The organism is Roseovarius sp. CH_XMU1461 (assembly GCF_037027165.1).
Lineage (GTDB): Bacteria > Pseudomonadota > Alphaproteobacteria > Rhodobacterales > Rhodobacteraceae > Roseovarius > Roseovarius nubinhibens.
The window spans coordinates 351,849-365,664 of the sequence record NZ_JAYMDV010000002.1 but is presented as its reverse complement, the minus strand read 5'-3'; the positions used below and the strand labels follow the sequence as shown (position 1 = coordinate 365,664).

The 13,816-nt window shown below is 64.6% G+C and carries 14 protein-coding genes and 2 tRNA genes; 6 read left to right on the top strand and 10 right to left on the bottom strand.

The window, feature by feature from the left end:
- Positions 1 to 33 precede the first annotated feature (33 nt).
- The 6 genes from WA237_RS07055 to dusB all read right to left on the bottom strand — a co-directional run bounded on the left by WA237_RS07055 (position 34) and on the right by dusB (position 7,544).
- Positions 34 to 354 (bottom strand): hypothetical protein, encoded by a 321-nt coding sequence (locus tag WA237_RS07055; protein WP_336097161.1) that lies wholly within the window; start codon positions 352 to 354, stop codon positions 34 to 36.
- A 3-nt stretch (positions 355 to 357) separates the two neighbouring features.
- Complete coding sequence (ntrX, locus tag WA237_RS07050) at positions 358 to 1,764, bottom strand: nitrogen assimilation response regulator NtrX (protein WP_216017002.1); 1,407 nt, start codon at positions 1,762 to 1,764, stop codon at positions 358 to 360.
- Between the two features lie 11 nt (positions 1,765 to 1,775).
- Complete coding sequence (locus WA237_RS07045) at positions 1,776 to 4,007, bottom strand: sensor histidine kinase NtrY-like (RefSeq protein ID WP_336097160.1); 2,232 nt, start codon at positions 4,005 to 4,007, stop codon at positions 1,776 to 1,778.
- 119 nt (positions 4,008 to 4,126) lie between these two features.
- The gene (locus WA237_RS07040) at positions 4,127 to 5,470 is read right to left on the bottom strand and encodes a response regulator (RefSeq protein ID WP_009815336.1); all 1,344 of its coding nucleotides are present in this window, start codon (positions 5,468 to 5,470) and stop codon (positions 4,127 to 4,129) included.
- Positions 5,470 to 6,552: a two-component system sensor histidine kinase NtrB gene (locus WA237_RS07035; RefSeq protein WP_336097159.1), complete on the bottom strand. Its 1,083-nt coding sequence runs from the start codon at positions 6,550 to 6,552 to the stop codon at positions 5,470 to 5,472. The genes WA237_RS07040 and WA237_RS07035 overlap by 1 nt, the downstream gene beginning before the upstream one ends.
- The gene (gene dusB / locus WA237_RS07030) at positions 6,549 to 7,544 is read right to left on the bottom strand and encodes a tRNA dihydrouridine synthase DusB (RefSeq protein WP_336097158.1); all 996 of its coding nucleotides are present in this window, start codon (positions 7,542 to 7,544) and stop codon (positions 6,549 to 6,551) included. Before dusB ends, WA237_RS07035 begins: the two co-directional genes overlap by 4 nt.
- A gap of 156 nt (positions 7,545 to 7,700) precedes the next feature.
- On the opposite strand from dusB, the gene WA237_RS07025 reads away from it, so the two are divergent.
- Genes WA237_RS07025 through WA237_RS07015 form a run of 3 tightly spaced genes read left to right on the top strand, consistent with a single transcriptional unit; the run spans position 7,701 to position 9,827 of the window.
- On the top strand, positions 7,701 to 8,843 hold the full coding sequence (locus tag WA237_RS07025) for a bifunctional 2-C-methyl-D-erythritol 4-phosphate cytidylyltransferase/2-C-methyl-D-erythritol 2,4-cyclodiphosphate synthase (RefSeq protein ID WP_336097157.1): 1,143 nt from the start codon (positions 7,701 to 7,703) through the stop codon (positions 8,841 to 8,843).
- A gap of 13 nt (positions 8,844 to 8,856) precedes the next feature.
- Positions 8,857 to 9,351: a phosphatidylglycerophosphatase A family protein gene (locus WA237_RS07020; RefSeq protein ID WP_336097156.1), complete on the top strand. Its 495-nt coding sequence runs from the start codon at positions 8,857 to 8,859 to the stop codon at positions 9,349 to 9,351.
- Positions 9,348 to 9,827 (top strand): CinA family protein, encoded by a 480-nt coding sequence (locus tag WA237_RS07015; RefSeq protein ID WP_336097155.1) that lies wholly within the window; start codon positions 9,348 to 9,350, stop codon positions 9,825 to 9,827. Before WA237_RS07020 ends, WA237_RS07015 begins: the two co-directional genes overlap by 4 nt.
- On the opposite strand, the gene WA237_RS07010 is transcribed toward WA237_RS07015, so the two are convergent.
- The gene (locus WA237_RS07010) at positions 9,811 to 10,017 is read right to left on the bottom strand and encodes a hypothetical protein (protein ID WP_336097154.1); all 207 of its coding nucleotides are present in this window, start codon (positions 10,015 to 10,017) and stop codon (positions 9,811 to 9,813) included. The genes WA237_RS07015 and WA237_RS07010 overlap by 17 nt on opposite strands.
- The gene (locus tag WA237_RS07005) at positions 10,014 to 10,469 is read right to left on the bottom strand and encodes a type II toxin-antitoxin system RatA family toxin (protein WP_336097153.1); all 456 of its coding nucleotides are present in this window, start codon (positions 10,467 to 10,469) and stop codon (positions 10,014 to 10,016) included. Before WA237_RS07005 ends, WA237_RS07010 begins: the two co-directional genes overlap by 4 nt.
- Before the next feature lie 85 nt (positions 10,470 to 10,554).
- Between WA237_RS07005 and WA237_RS07000 the strand changes: the two genes are divergently transcribed.
- Positions 10,555 to 10,737 carry a hypothetical protein gene (locus tag WA237_RS07000; protein WP_009815344.1) on the top strand — a complete coding sequence of 61 codons (183 nt, stop codon included), beginning with the start codon at positions 10,555 to 10,557 and terminating at the stop codon, positions 10,735 to 10,737.
- Positions 10,738 to 10,861: 124 nt separating this feature from the next.
- Here the strand turns inward: WA237_RS07000 and WA237_RS06995 are convergent.
- Positions 10,862 to 10,938 (bottom strand) — tRNA-Asp (locus WA237_RS06995).
- A 233-nt stretch (positions 10,939 to 11,171) separates the two neighbouring features.
- A tRNA-Asp gene (locus WA237_RS06990) sits at positions 11,172 to 11,248 on the bottom strand.
- A gap of 735 nt (positions 11,249 to 11,983) precedes the next feature.
- Between WA237_RS06990 and WA237_RS06985 the strand changes: the two genes are divergently transcribed.
- Together WA237_RS06985 and WA237_RS06980 are read left to right on the top strand one after the other, a co-directional pair.
- Positions 11,984 to 12,685: a sugar transferase gene (locus WA237_RS06985; RefSeq protein WP_336097152.1), complete on the top strand. Its 702-nt coding sequence runs from the start codon at positions 11,984 to 11,986 to the stop codon at positions 12,683 to 12,685.
- A gap of 69 nt (positions 12,686 to 12,754) precedes the next feature.
- Entirely contained in the window at positions 12,755 to 13,810 is a 1,056-nt protein-coding gene (locus WA237_RS06980) for an exopolysaccharide biosynthesis protein (RefSeq protein ID WP_336097151.1), read from the top strand.
- Positions 13,811 to 13,816: the final 6 nt, after the last annotated feature.

Sequence of the window (13,816 nt, the reverse complement as noted above, 5' to 3'; positions counted from 1 at the left end):
CCCGATCCCGCATCCCGCGCCCCTGCGACGCCCTCACGAGAGCCATGTCCAAAGCCCCCAAATCGCCAGCAGCAGTAAGATGAACGCGAAATACCGCTCCGGCCCTACCGTCGCCTCCACCACGAGCGATAGAACACATTGCGCGGTGATATAGGCCGACGCCAGCCCGAGCAGCAGCGCGATCCAGCGAATGACGTTCCAGACCCCGTCATCGCCCGGCGGCAGGTCCGGCCCGCCAAAGAGAAACACCCCGAACCCCGCCAGCGCCAGCACGAGGAAAAGCCCGGTGAGCGTGGCGGCCTCCTTGACGCTGCGCGCCTTTTCCTCCGGGCTGCGGCGCGGGAACAGCTGCATGATCTAGCTCTCGGCCCCTTCCGCCACCTTGGCGACCCGCGCCCCGGATTTGGCATTGGTCACCACACCCAGCGATTTGAGCTTGCGGTGCAGCGCGCTGCGTTCCATGCCGACGAACTCGGCGGTGCGGCTGATATTGCCGCCAAACCGGTTGATCTGGGTGAGCAGATATTCCCGCTCGAAGGCCTCGCGCGCCTCGCGCAGCGGCATCGTCGCCAGCGCCCCCGACAGGACCACCCGGCCATCATCGACCGAGGCCTCGGTATCGCCGGGCAATTCGCTCGCCTCGATCGCCGCCGTCCCCTCGCCGAGGATCAGCACCCGCTCGATCACATTGCGCAATTGCCGCACATTGCCGGGCCAGCTCATCGTCTGCAACAAGGCCCCCGCCTCATCCGACAGCCCGCGCTGCGGCAGGCCTTGGGTCTTGTGCAGCTGTTCGATGAAATAATCGGCCAAGAGCGGAATATCGTCGCGCCGTTCCTCCAGCGAGGGCACCGCAATCGGCACCACATTGAGCCGATGATAGAGCTCGCGGCGGAACCGCTCGGCGGCAATCTCCGCCTCGAGATCACGGCTGGTCGAGGAAATCACCCGCAGATCGACCTGCACCTTGTCCGACCCGCCAACCCGCAGGAACTGCTGATCCACCAGAACCCGCAGGATCTTGGACTGGGTGCCCACCGGCATGTCGGCGACCTCGTCGAAATAGATCACCCCGCCATTGGCTTCTTCCAGAAGCCCGGGCTCGATGCCGCGCTCTTCGCTCTCGCGCCCAAAGAGAACCTCTTCCATCCGGTCCGCTTCGATCGTGGCACAGCCCACCGAGACGAACGGATGATCCGCCCGCGCCGAATTGGCATGAATATACCGCGCCGCAAGCTCCTTGCCCGATCCCGCCGGCCCCGACAGCATCACCCGCCCGTTCGACCGCGTGACCTTGTCGAGCTGACTGAGCAGCGCCCGGAACACGCCGCTCTCGCCAAGCATCTCCGCCGGGCCACTGCCCTGCCGCTTGAGCGATTGCACCTCGCGGCGCAGACGGCTCGCCTCCATGCCGCGCCGGATCACCACCAAGAGCTGATCGATGTTGAAGGGCTTTTCGATGAAATCATAAGCCCCCTGTTTGATCGCCGCGACGGCGATCTCGATATTGCCATGGCCCGAGATGATCACCACCGGCACATCCGGATAGTCACGCTTCACCGCCTTGAGAATGTCGATCCCGTCCATATTGCTGTCTTTCAGCCAGATATCGAGGATCAAAAGCGCCGGCTGCGTCTCTGCAATCGCCGCCATCGCATCGTCTGAATTGCCCGCCAAACGGGTCTCAAACCCTTCATCTTTCAAAATATCAGAGATCAGTTCGCGAATATCGCGTTCGTCATCGACAATAAGAATATCACTCATGGGATCACCCCCTACACCGCTTGTTGTTCCAATGGCTCGCCCTGCGCCTCCCGACGCAGGTCGAGCGTCACGACCGCCATCGCCCCGCGATGCGCCCCCGGCTCAAATTCCGGTGCATCCTCAAGGCTGAGCGTGCCGCCATGCTCTTCGATAATCTTCTTCACGATGGGCAGGCCGAGGCCGGTGCCCTTGTCGCGGGTCGTCACATAGGGCTCAAAGAGCCGGCTGCGATCTTCGGGCAGGCCGATGCCATTGTCGGCAATCCGGATCACCGCCGCACCCTCCTCTTCACCACAGTGAATACGGATCGTCGGCGTGAACGCCTTGCCGAGCTTTTCCTGCCGTGTTTCAATGGCTTCGCCTGCGTTCTTGATCAGGTTGGTGAGCGCCTGACTGATCATCGTCGCATCCACATCCGCCACCATCGCCTCGGCGCTGAGATCGGTCTCGAACCGCACCTCGGGCTGACCCGCCTCCTGCAGCATCGCCGCCTCGCGCACCAATTGGCTCAGGCTCTCCTGCCGCCGCTCGGGCTCTGGCATCCGGGCGAATTTGGAAAACTCGTCGACGATGCGTCGCAGATCATCGGTCTGGCGCACGATCACATCGGTCATCTGCGCCAGATCGGCCGCATCCTCTTCGGCCAGTAGTTTCGAGAACTTGCGCCGCGTCCGCTCCGCCGAGAGCTTGATCGGCGTCAGCGGGTTCTTGATCTCATGCGCGATGCGCCGCGCGACATCGCCCCAGGCCGCCATCCGCTGCGCGCTCACCAGATCGGTCACATCGTCAAAGGCCACCACATAGCCCTCGGGCGTGCCCGCCTCGCTGATCCGTTCGGACATGCGCACCAGAAGGTTCTCCTGCTCGCCATTGCGGGTGACGCGGATTTCCTCCTGCACCAGCCCGCCATGCGCCCGCAGCCGCTCAAAGAGCTCGGCAAATTCCGGCACCGCCACCGAGAGCGCCACGGATTGCTGATCTTCTTGCCAGTTGAGCAGCCGCTCCGCCGCGCGGTTCACGAAACTGACTCGCCCTTCCACATCAAGGCCCACGACCCCCGAGGACACCGACCCCAGCACCGAATCGAACAGCCTGCGCCGCCGTTCGATCTGTTCCGACCGGGTCAAAAGATCGTTGCGCTGTCCCTTGAGCTGCCGGGTCATCTGGTTGAAATAGCGGCCCATCATGGCGATCTCGTCATCGCCCTCTTCTTCCTGCACCTGCACGTCGAGATCGCCATCCCCGACGCGCTGCGCCGCACTGGCAAGCCGCCCCACCGGCCGCGACAGCCGCTCGGCAAACCACATGCCAAGCCAGATCGCCGCGAGGATCAAGATCACCGCAAAGCCCAAGTAAACCAGCCCGAACTCGAACAGCACCCGGCCCCGCTCGCTCTCGCGCTGACGATAGAATGTCGCCGTCTCCTGCGTCTCGTCGAGCAGGTTGAGGATCTCGCCATCGACATTGCGGCTCACATAGAGATAGCGGTCGGGAAAGGTCACCAGCGGCATCAGTGCCCGAAACTCGTTGTTGACCCAATCCTGGATCACGATGATCCCATCCGCCCGCGCCCGCGCCACCTGCGCCGGGCTGGGCCGCTCAAAGTCGAAAAGATAGCTGTTCTCGCCCCGCGCCCGGATCTCGCCGGTGCCATCGACGACAAAGGCCTCGCGCAGCCCGCGCTGAATGCCGCGCTGCCCGTCTGACAGAACCTTGCGAATATCGCCGTCATTCATGAACACCGTGGCGCGTTTCGTCGCGTTGATGATCGACGCCAGCGCCCGCGCATCGGTGATGAGATCGCGGCGATGCTCTTCCTCATAGGCCTGCGCGGCGGCCACCGAATTGCTGACCACCCGGCCCACCCGGTCGGAAAACCACGCCTCGAGCCCCATGTTCACGCTGAGCGTCGCAAACACCGCCACCGTGACCGTCGGGATCAGCGCCATGATGGTGAAAACACCGGTGAGCCGCATATGCAGCCGCGAGCCCGCCGAATGCCGCCGCCGCGCCGCGACCATCTGCATCACCCGCGTCAGAACCAGCGCCGCCACGATGAGCACATAGACCAGATCGGTGAGCAGCACGATGCGCAGCACATTCGACGCGGCCCCCTTGTCGAGCGGCCCCATCACCAGATAGGTGACCACCGCCAGAACCGGCCCGAGAAAGAACAGCGCGACCGTGCCCACGGCCTGCAATTCGCGCAATCTGCGCAGCCGGACAAGCCGATCCCAGCTCAATCTCTGTGCTCTTGCCGCCACTCAAGCCCCCCTCAATTTGTAGCGAAAAAGAGGCGCACCGCGAAATATTGCGGTGCACTTGAGCGCTGCTCCCTTTTCGCCACAGGCCTGTTGCGGTTTTACATCAACTTGCGGCGGCGTGTCACGCGAATATCAAGGTCGGTCATTTTCTTGCGCAAAGTATTCCGGTTGATCCCCAGAAGCTCGGCGCATTTCGCCTGATTTCCCCCCGTCGCTTCCAGCGCGATTTCAATGAGAGGCTGCTCCATTTCCTTGAGAATCCGGGGATAGAGCCCCGCCGGTGGCAACAATCCGCCATGCATGTCGAAATAGCGCCGCAGATGCCGCCCGACAGATTCGCTGAGCGTCTCGCCCTCCGGCCCCCCGGCGCTTTCCGGCGCATCGGGCTGCACCGACAACAGCGGCTCTATATCCTTGAGCCCGATCTCCGCATCGCGCACCGACAGCGCCGCGTGCCGCACCAGGTTCTGCAACTGCCGCACATTGCCCGGCCAGGCATAGCGCCGCATCAGCGACAGCGCGTTCTCGCTCAGATGCCGCGCCGGGGCGCCCTCGGCCTCGGCCAGCGCCAGCGCATGCGCCGCCAAGAGCGCGATATCCTCGCTCCGGTCGCGCAGCGCCGGCATCTCGAGAACCGCCCCCGACAGCCGGAAGAACAGATCGTCGCGCACGCCGCCGGTGCCACCATGCTGCAAGGTGCTCAGCACCCGCAGGTTCTGCCCCGTCTGCAACAGCCGAATGGCCAGCGACTGCGCGGTGTCGCCAAACTCTTCGAGCCCGTCGAGCACCACGGTCCCACGCCCGGCCCGCTCGATGATCGCCGCCACATCCGCCTCGCGCGCGAGATCACCGCCGCCGACCACCACAAACGGCTCGGCCCGGCGTTCCGACAGATCATGGATCGACTTCGCCAAAAGCGATTTCCCCGCCCCCGTCTCGCCGCGGATCAGCACCGGAAGCTCGCTATGGATAAGCCGCGCCACCCCTTGATAGAGCGCCTGCATCACCGGCGTCCGCCCCACCAGGGGCAGCTCATCCGGCCGCTCTTCGACCACCGCACTGCCCGACCGCGACGCCCGCCCCTTGTCGAGCGCGGCGCGCGTCCGCTTCATCAGATCGGGCAGGTCAAAGGGCTTGGGCAGGTAATCGAACGCCTCCGCCTCGGTCGCGCGAATGGCGGTCATGATCGTGTTCTGCGCCGAGATCACGATCACCGGCAGCCCGGGCCGCTCCTGCGCGATCTTCGGCAGCATCTCGAGCCCGTTGCCATCGGGCATCACCACATCCGAGATCACCGCATCGCCCCGGCCTTCGGTCACCCACCGCATCAGCGTGGTGAGCGACGAGGTGGCATGCACCTTGCACCCCGCCCGCGTCAGCGCCTGGGTCAGGACCGTACGGATCGTACGGTCGTCATCGGCCACCAATACAGTGCCATCCATCAGTTATCCTCCTGAAGTTCTCTGGGCGCCATCGGCAGCGACAGCCTGAAGACAGTGCAACCCGGTTCCGACGTCACGCCGATCCAGCCGCCATGCGCCGCGATGATCTTGGCGGCCAGCGCCAGCCCCAACCCGGTGCCATTTTCCCGGCCCGAGACAAACGGATCGAACACCTCATCGGCGATATCCGCAGGCAGCCCCGGCCCGTCATCCTCGATCTCGATCTGCAGCGGCACTTTCTGGCCCTCGCCATCCGGCCCCTGCAATCGCAGACCATGTTCATAATAGGTGCGCAGGGTGATCGTGCCCCCCGCCGGTCCCGCCGCCTGCGCCGCGTTCCGGATGAGGTTGAGCAACACCTGCAACAGCTGATCGGCATCGCCATGCGCCGGTGGCAGCGAGGGGTCGAAAATCTCGATCACCTTCATATGCCCCGCCACGCTGAGCTGCGCCGACCGCCGCGCCCGGTCGAGAATATCATGTAGGTTGACCGCGCTCCGCTCTGGCGGGCGCACATCGCCAAACTGCTCGACCTGCTCGAGAAGCCCCACGATCCGCCGGCTCTCGGCCACGATCAGATCGGTAAGCTCCTGATCTTCCTCGCTGAGCGTCATCGACAAGAGCTGCGCCGCCCCGGTGATCCCGGCCAGCGGGTTCTTGATCTCATGGGCCAGCATTTCCGCCATGCCGATCGCCGATTTCGACGATTTCGCCGAGATCGCCCCGCCCGGCCCCGGCCGCCCCGCCGCATCGCGCGGCGCAACAAGCACCACCATCGCCCCGTCCTGTCCGGACAAAGGCGCGATCTGAAGCCCGGCCTGCACCCGGCTGCGCGGCCCGGTCTCGATCGTCGCATCATTGATATAGAGCGGCGTCACCTGTTCCCGCGCCCGCGCCACCGCGGCAAGCGGCGGCTCGGCCAGCCGCAGCACATCCCACAAGGGCCGCCCCCGCACGCTGCGCGACGAGAGGTTCAGAAACCCTTCGGCGGCGGTGTTGAGATCGCTCACCAGATCCTCGCCATCGACGAGGATCCCCGGCACCGGCAGCGCCGCCCAGATGGTGTCGCCAATTCCGCTCATGCCGCCACCTGCTGCGGCGCGCCGAGCGCCTCCGGCAACCGCGCGAGCACCTCTTCAGGGGCCCGGGACGTCAGGATCGGCCGCCGCAGATTGGCGGGCGTGCCCACCCCATCCATGTACCAGCCGAGATGTTTGCGCGCCACGCGCAGCCCGAGATCGCCGCCGTAAAACCGCAGCATTTCGTCATAATGGTCCGACACCAGATCAACGAGCTCGGCACCCTGCGGCACCTCCGGCGGCGCAACCCCCCAGAGCTCTGCCGCCACCTGCGCCAAAACCCAAGGCCGCCCCTGCGCGCCGCGCCCGATCATCACGCCATCCGCGCCCGATTGCGCCAGCGCCGCGCGCGCCTCGTCAGGCCTGGTGATATCGCCATTGGCAATGACCGGCACCGCGACCGCCTCTTTGACCCGCGCAATCGCCGCCCAATCGGCCCGACCCTTGTAGAACTGACACCGCGTGCGGCCATGGATGGTGATCATCTGCACCCCCGCCGCCTCGGCCCGCGCCGCAATCTCGGGCGCGTTGAGCAGATCCTCATCCCAGCCCAGCCGCGTCTTGAGCGTCACCGGCACCTCGACCGCCTCGACCACCGCCTCGATGAGCCGCAGCGCATGGTCCGGCATCTTCATCAGCGCCGAGCCGCTCGCGCCATTGCCGCTGGCACTGGTGACTTTCTTCGCCGGACAGCCCATGTTGATATCGATGATCTTCGCGCCATTGGCCTCGACCATCCGCGCCGCCTCGGCGAGCCATTCGGCATCGCATCCCGCCAGTTGCACCGCCGTATTCTCCACCCCAAAGCCAAGCTCGGCCCGCTCGCGCACCCCCGGCTTGGCCTGCACCATCTCCTGGCTCGCCACCATTTCGCTCACCACCAGCCCCGCGCCAAAGCGCGACACGAGGTTGCGAAACGGCAGATCGGTGATTCCCGCAAGCGGGGCGAGGAAAACGGGCGGGGTCAGGCCAAGGCCTGGGATCGTATCGATCACGTGCTTAATCCTTGTGCAGTGGCGGCAGGCTGCGTCCAGATGCGACTTTCCGCAATAATTCAAGACCAGAATGTCCCGCTCATTCAGCAGTTGCACAAAATTTAAGCACATTTTCCCGCCATTGCACAGGGTCGCATCACCGCGCTATCAAACCTCATGATCATCGCTGCCCTCATTGTCGCCGCTGGCCGTGGTTCGCGCGCCGAAACCCCGCTGCCCAAGCAGTGGCAACCGCTCGGGCCTGCCCGCGTCGCCGATGTGACGCTGGCGCGCTTTGCCACACATCCACGCATCGGCCCGATCTGCATGGTGCTGCATCCCGACGACATGGCCCTCGCCCCCGATCACCCCGGGCTGATCCTTGCGCCCGGCGGCAGCACGCGCGCCGCCTCGGTCCGCAACGGGCTCGACGCCCTGGCCGATCACGCCCCGGACCTTGTGCTCATCCATGACGTGGCGCGGCCTTGCGTTTCGTCCTCCGTCATCGACGGGGTGATCGCGGCGCTCGCTCACGGCCCCGCCGCCGCCCCCGCGCTGCCGGTCACCGACGCGCTCTGGCGCGGCGCCGAGGCCCGCGTCACCGGCACCGAAGACCGCACGGGTCTTTTTCGCGCCCAGACCCCGCAAGGCTTTCACTTCGCCGCCATCCGCGATGCCCACGCCAAGGCCGAGACCAAGGACACAGCCGACGCCGCAGATGATGTGGCCATCGCCCGCGCCGCCGGGCTTGACGTCACCATCACCCGGGGGGATGAGGCCAATATCAAGATCACTTGGCCCGAGGATTTCGCCCGGGCGCAACGCATATTGGGGAGCGAGATGAAAATCAGACTGGGCAATGGCTATGACGTGCACCGGTTCGGGCCGGGCGATGCTGTGGTGCTCTGCGGTGTAACCATCCCGCATGATCGCGGCCTCCAAGGCCATTCCGATGCCGATGTCGGCATGCATGCGCTCACCGATGCCATCTATGGCGCGCTGGCCGAGGGCGACATTGGCCGCCATTTCCCGCCCTCCGACATGCAATGGAAAGGCGCGGACAGCCGCATCTTCCTGCGTCATGCCGTGAGCCTAGCCTATGGAAAAGGCTACAAGATCAACAACCTAGACGTCACTCTTGTCTGCGAATACCCCAAGATCGGCCCCCATGCCGATGCCATGCGCGCGGCCCTGGCCGAGCTCTGCAAGACGCCGCTCGATGCCGTCTCGGTCAAGGCCACGACCTCCGAACGGCTGGGCTTCACCGGGCGCGGCGAAGGCATTGCGGCGCTGGCCACCGTCACCCTCACCGGTCTCTGAGAGGAGCCCCCGCATGTCCACCCGCCTGAGCCATCTCATCGCCACCTTCTTTCACGCGGGCCACCTGCGCCCGGCCCCCGGCACCTGGGGCTCGCTCGCCGCACTGCCCGCCGCCTGGCTGCTCCTGAGCCTCGGCGGCGTGACGCTGCTCCTCCTCGGGATCGTCGCCGCCTGTGGTTTAGGATACTGGGCCACCGCCTTGGAAACCAAGGGAAAATCCGACAAGGACCCCTCCGAGATCGTGATCGACGAGGTCGCAGGCCAATGGATCGCGCTGCTGCCCGTGGCCATCGGTGCCGCCCATTCCGGCGCGCCGCTGCTGGCGCTCTGGCCCGGCTGGGTCGCGGCCTTCGCGCTCTTTCGCCTCTTCGACATCCTGAAACCCGGCCCCGTCGGCTGGGCCGACCGGCTTGGCGGCCCGATGGGCGTGATGCTCGACGATGTGATCGCCGGTGTCTTTGCCGCGCTCGGCACCGGCCTCATGGGCTATCTCTGGCACGCGCTATGACCGACGCCCCCGACATCCGCGCCGAGATCCTCGCCCGCGCCACGCGCGCAGGCCTCACCATCACCACCGCCGAGAGCTGCACCGGCGGCATGGTCGCCGCCGCCCTCACAGATCTGCCCGGCTCCTCAACGATCTTTGAACGCGGCTTCGTCACCTATTCCAACGCCGCCAAGACCGAACTCTTGGGCGTCTCGCCCGACACGCTCGCGGCCCATGGCGCGGTTTCCGAGGCGGTCGCTGGTGAAATGGCCGCAGGCGCGCGCCATCAGGCCCGCGCCGACATCGCCGTTGCTGTGACCGGCATCGCAGGCCCCGGCGGCTCCAAATTCAAACCCGAGGGCCGCGTCTGCTTTGGCTTGAACTACGGCTCTGAAGCCCTTGTGGAAACAGTGGATTTCGGCGCATTGGGGCGCGACGCCGTGCGCCGCGCCGCCCGCGATCACGCGCTCAACCTGATCCTCAGCGCCCTGCAATAAGCGCCACGAACGCGCCGAGATCACCGCCGCACACCGCCTGCCAGCCCGCCTCGGCCCGCGCCGCCCCCAAGAGCGCCGCCGCCTTGCCCCGCACCCGCGCCTCGCGCGCCGCGAGATCCATCAGCGCGGTGAGATCAAACGCCGCCTCGCGCCGCGCCCCCGCCATCAGCCGCCCAAGATCATCGCTCATGCTTTCGCCCCATAGAGCTCATGCGCCCGCGCCTCGAACGCCCGGACCACCCGCTGCATCGCCTCGAAAAAGAAAAGCCCCGCCGCCTTTTGCAGCAGCAGGTTGCGAAATTCGAAATCGACCGAAAACCCGACCTCACAGCCGCCCTCGACATCGCGGAACCGCCATTCCGACTGCATATATTTGAACGGCCCGTCGAGATATTCGGTATCAATCGCCAGATCCTCGGGCCAGAGCGTCACCCGGCTGCCGAATTTCTCGCGAAAGAGCTTGAAGCTGATCACCAGATCCGCTTCCATCACCTCGGCGCCATCCTCGCGCGGCGTGACGCTGCGCACCCGTGCGGCGGCGGTCCAGGGCAGAAAGTCCGGATAGGAGGCCACATCCGCCACCAGATCATACATCTGCTGGGCGCTATATGGCATCTGCCGGGTTTCGGAATGGCTTGGCATGGTAATCGTCCCCGATAACGGCGTGACCGGGGTTTTCAGGGAATGCGCCCCGGTTTGCAAGACCCGGCCCGAGGGAGACAGGATAATGAATCAGCGCTGGCTGTTCCGAATGGCCAAACTGGCCAAACACCCGCCAAGCGAGGGCCGCGTGAAATTCGTCCTCGCCATCCTCGCCGTCTGCCTGATTATTGCCGGGGTCGAACGGTTCATCGGCCTGCCCGAGTTTCTCAAGCTCGACCCGGTGAGCCATCGCGACTACAAACCCTGACCACAGCCTTGACCCCGGCCCTGACCACAGCCCTGACCCCAGCCTTGGACACCTGCGGCAAAGGCGCGGCCTCGGCACGCACAGGCGCATATATAGAGACGCATATATGGAGAGGGGGAGAAAGTGGCGCGGTTGACGGGGCTCGAACCCGCGACCCCCGGCGTGACAGGCCGGTACTCTAACCAACTGAGCTACAACCGCGCGTGAGGGGCTGATTAAAGAACGCCCCTGCCCCCGTCAATGACGAAATGCACCTCAATTTCACCGATCGCGATTTTTTTGGGCGCCAATCCGGCACTGTCGCTTTACCGACGCGCTGCCGACGTGAAACCGATGCGAGATTTCCGGGTCAAACGGCGAAAATCCCGCGGCCCAAAGGCCCGGGATCATCTCGCCGGATCGCTCTTCTAAACTGTCCGAGGAATTAGCAGCGGTGGCGCGGTTGACGGGGCTCGAACCCGCGACCCCCGGCGTGACAGGCCGGTACTCTAACCAACTGAGCTACAACCGCCCACTGCTCGGTTGCACCCGTTGGTGCGACCGTGAGCCGTCTCATATGGCCCTCTGCCGGGCGCGTCAAGCGATGGAATGGAATTTCTTTCGATCCCGCGAAATTCCTCCCTCTCCCCGCCAGCGATCGGAGCCGCAGACCCGTCTGATCGGGGCCGCCCCGCAACCCTATACAAACCCTCTCCAGCCGGGCCCCTCAAACGGGCTTTGCCGCAAATCTGCCGCAATCCCTGACCCCTGCCACAATCCGATTCGGTGCCCCAACGTCCCATCGGGCCAAAACACCGATTTTCCTCTGATTGTGTTCGATTGTCACAATTTCGCCTTATTTCCCCAGATCAACCTTTTGTTAACACTTGAGAAACAACGCCCTTGCATGGCTCAAAACCGTTTCCCGTTCTACGTGTAATCCACGCGGAATACGGGCATATTTTCAAGAGCTTGCAGTGCAACTCCTAACATCCGGGAAACATATTGTTTCCGTAGAAACGATTTAGGAATCATGAGAAACTGATAGTCTAACTTTAGACAAATTATTGGCCAATTTCGTGCGCCGTGTGTGTTTTGTGTAAAAAGTGTTTTGTGTAAAAGTGGTTAAATAGTTCAGCCCTCTTGGGCTCGGATAGGAAGACCGCCTCGCCTTCTGCTCTTGCGAGGATTTACGGGATCTTCTGCGTATATCCGAGATGGGGCTCTCCGCACAAAGAACGCCGTATATCGCTGCTGGGGAAGGCAGATGACGGATTCATCAATTGTGTACCCGCGCGCCAGCGCGGGCGTAAAAGCTATTGGCACGACCAAACCCGCCCTGACCGCTGCCACGGTCGACGGCTTTTATCTGGTTGTTGGCAAGCGTCTCCTCGACATTCTGCTGGTCCTGCTGCTCGCGCCGCTGGCGCTGCCGCTGATCCTGCTCGCCAGCCTGGCTCTCTGGATCGAAGGCGGCAATCCTTTCTATCATCAGGATCGCCTCGGCCGTCACGGCGAACGGTTCCGCATCTACAAGCTGCGCACCATGGTCCGCAACGCCGACAAGATGCTCGAAACCTGCCTCGCCAAGGACCCAGAGCTGCGCGCCGAGTGGGACGCCACGCAAAAGCTCAAACATGATCCGCGCATCACTCGCATCGGCGCCCTCTTGCGCAAGACCTCGCTCGACGAGCTGCCGCAGCTGTGGAACGTGCTCACCGGCGAGATGAGCCTGATCGGCCCGCGCCCGATGCTGCCCGAACAGCTGCCGCTCTATGGCGATGCGAGCTATTACTTCGCCCTGCGCCCCGGCATCACCGGAAGCTGGCAGGTCTCGGCGCGCAACGAAGATCTCTTCACCCAGCGTGTCGGCATGGATCAATCCTATGCCGAAGACCTGTCGCCCTGGCGCGATTTGGTGATCCTTTTCAAGACTGTGGGCGTTGTGCTCCGCAGGACTGGCTACTGACGATGAGCGTCGACACCGGATCTTCCGGGACTATGTGTTAAGATGAGTGGGACTTTTGAAATGACCGCGATGAGTGCTGACAAATTCTCCGCCGACCGCGCCGACCGCAAAGGCCAGCCCGCACCGATTCCGCGGATTGGCCCGAACGCGCGCCGCGATGCCACCGCGCAATCGCTCATCTCTTTGCTGCGCGAAGACGCCGCCGCGCCGCGCACGGTCGAGGCAAAACCCGCCAAGACAAAAGCGCCCTCCAAGCCTTTGATGACGCCCGCAAAACCGCGCACCGCGAAACCCACACACACGCCCTCGACTAGCACCGCCTTGACCAAGATCCCGACCCCCGGGCCGCTGGTGCTCGGCGATCCGCATTTCATAGCCGCCACCTCGCGCCCGATGTCCGTCGCCCTCTCGACCCGCGACCCGTGGCGCGCGCTGCCCTATCTCTACGAGAATTCCCAGCATATCGACGCCCATCACGTGCAAATGGTGCTCGCGCATCAAGACGCCCGTGTCGTGCGCATCTTCGACGATCTGCGCACCCAGCTTCTGACCAGCATGCAGGCCGAACGCTGGCGCCGCATCGCCATCACCGCGCCCACCTCGGGCTGTGGCGCGAGCTTTGCCGCCACCCAGCTGGCGCTGAGCCTGTCGCGCATCCCCGATCAACGCACCGTGCTGATGGACCTCAATCAGCGCAGCCCCGCCCTGACCCGCCAGCTCCGCATCAGCCGCGAGAGCGACATGGCCGGCTTCCTGCGCGGCGAGCTGCCGCTCGAGGATCACCTCGTCAAATTCTCCGACACGCTGGCCCTCGGGCTCAACACCATGCCCTCGCAGAGCCCCTCCGAAGTGCTGCACATGCGCCGCAGCGGCGAGGTGCTCGACGCGATGATCCACGATCTCAACCCCGATCTGGTGCTCTACGACATGCCCGCCATGCTCGAACATGACGATGTCGCGGCTTTCCTGCCCCAGCTCGACGGGGTGCTGCTCGTGGCCGATGCCACCCGCACCCTCGGGCCGCAGATCGAGGAATGCGAACGCCGCCTCTCGGGCAAGGCACCGCTGCTCGGCGTGGTGCTCAACCGCGCCCGCCGCTTGCCCAGCACCTCGGTTGCCGCATAATCATCC

Bases quoted from the DNA above. Each gene is read 5' to 3' on its own strand.
- WA237_RS07055 (WP_336097161.1), bottom strand. From the start codon at position 354: ATGCAGCTGTTCCCGCGCCGCAGCCCGGAGGAAAAGGCGCGCAGCGTC.
- ntrX (WP_216017002.1), bottom strand. From the start codon at position 1,764: ATGAGTGATATTCTTATTGTCGATGACGAACGCGATATTCGCGAACTG.
- WA237_RS07040 (WP_009815336.1), bottom strand. From the start codon at position 5,470: ATGGATGGCACTGTATTGGTGGCCGATGACGACCGTACGATCCGTACG.
- WA237_RS07035 (WP_336097159.1), bottom strand. From the start codon at position 6,552: ATGAGCGGAATTGGCGACACCATCTGGGCGGCGCTGCCGGTGCCGGGG.
- WA237_RS07025 (WP_336097157.1), top strand. From the start codon at position 7,701: ATGATCATCGCTGCCCTCATTGTCGCCGCTGGCCGTGGTTCGCGCGCC.
- WA237_RS07020 (WP_336097156.1), top strand. From the start codon at position 8,857: ATGTCCACCCGCCTGAGCCATCTCATCGCCACCTTCTTTCACGCGGGC.
- WA237_RS07015 (WP_336097155.1), top strand. From the start codon at position 9,348: ATGACCGACGCCCCCGACATCCGCGCCGAGATCCTCGCCCGCGCCACG.
- WA237_RS07010 (WP_336097154.1), bottom strand. From the start codon at position 10,017: ATGAGCGATGATCTTGGGCGGCTGATGGCGGGGGCGCGGCGCGAGGCG.
- WA237_RS07005 (WP_336097153.1), bottom strand. From the start codon at position 10,469: ATGCCAAGCCATTCCGAAACCCGGCAGATGCCATATAGCGCCCAGCAG.
- WA237_RS07000 (WP_009815344.1), top strand. From the start codon at position 10,555: ATGAATCAGCGCTGGCTGTTCCGAATGGCCAAACTGGCCAAACACCCG.
- WA237_RS06985 (WP_336097152.1), top strand. From the start codon at position 11,984: ATGACGGATTCATCAATTGTGTACCCGCGCGCCAGCGCGGGCGTAAAA.
- WA237_RS06980 (WP_336097151.1), top strand. From the start codon at position 12,755: ATGAGTGCTGACAAATTCTCCGCCGACCGCGCCGACCGCAAAGGCCAG.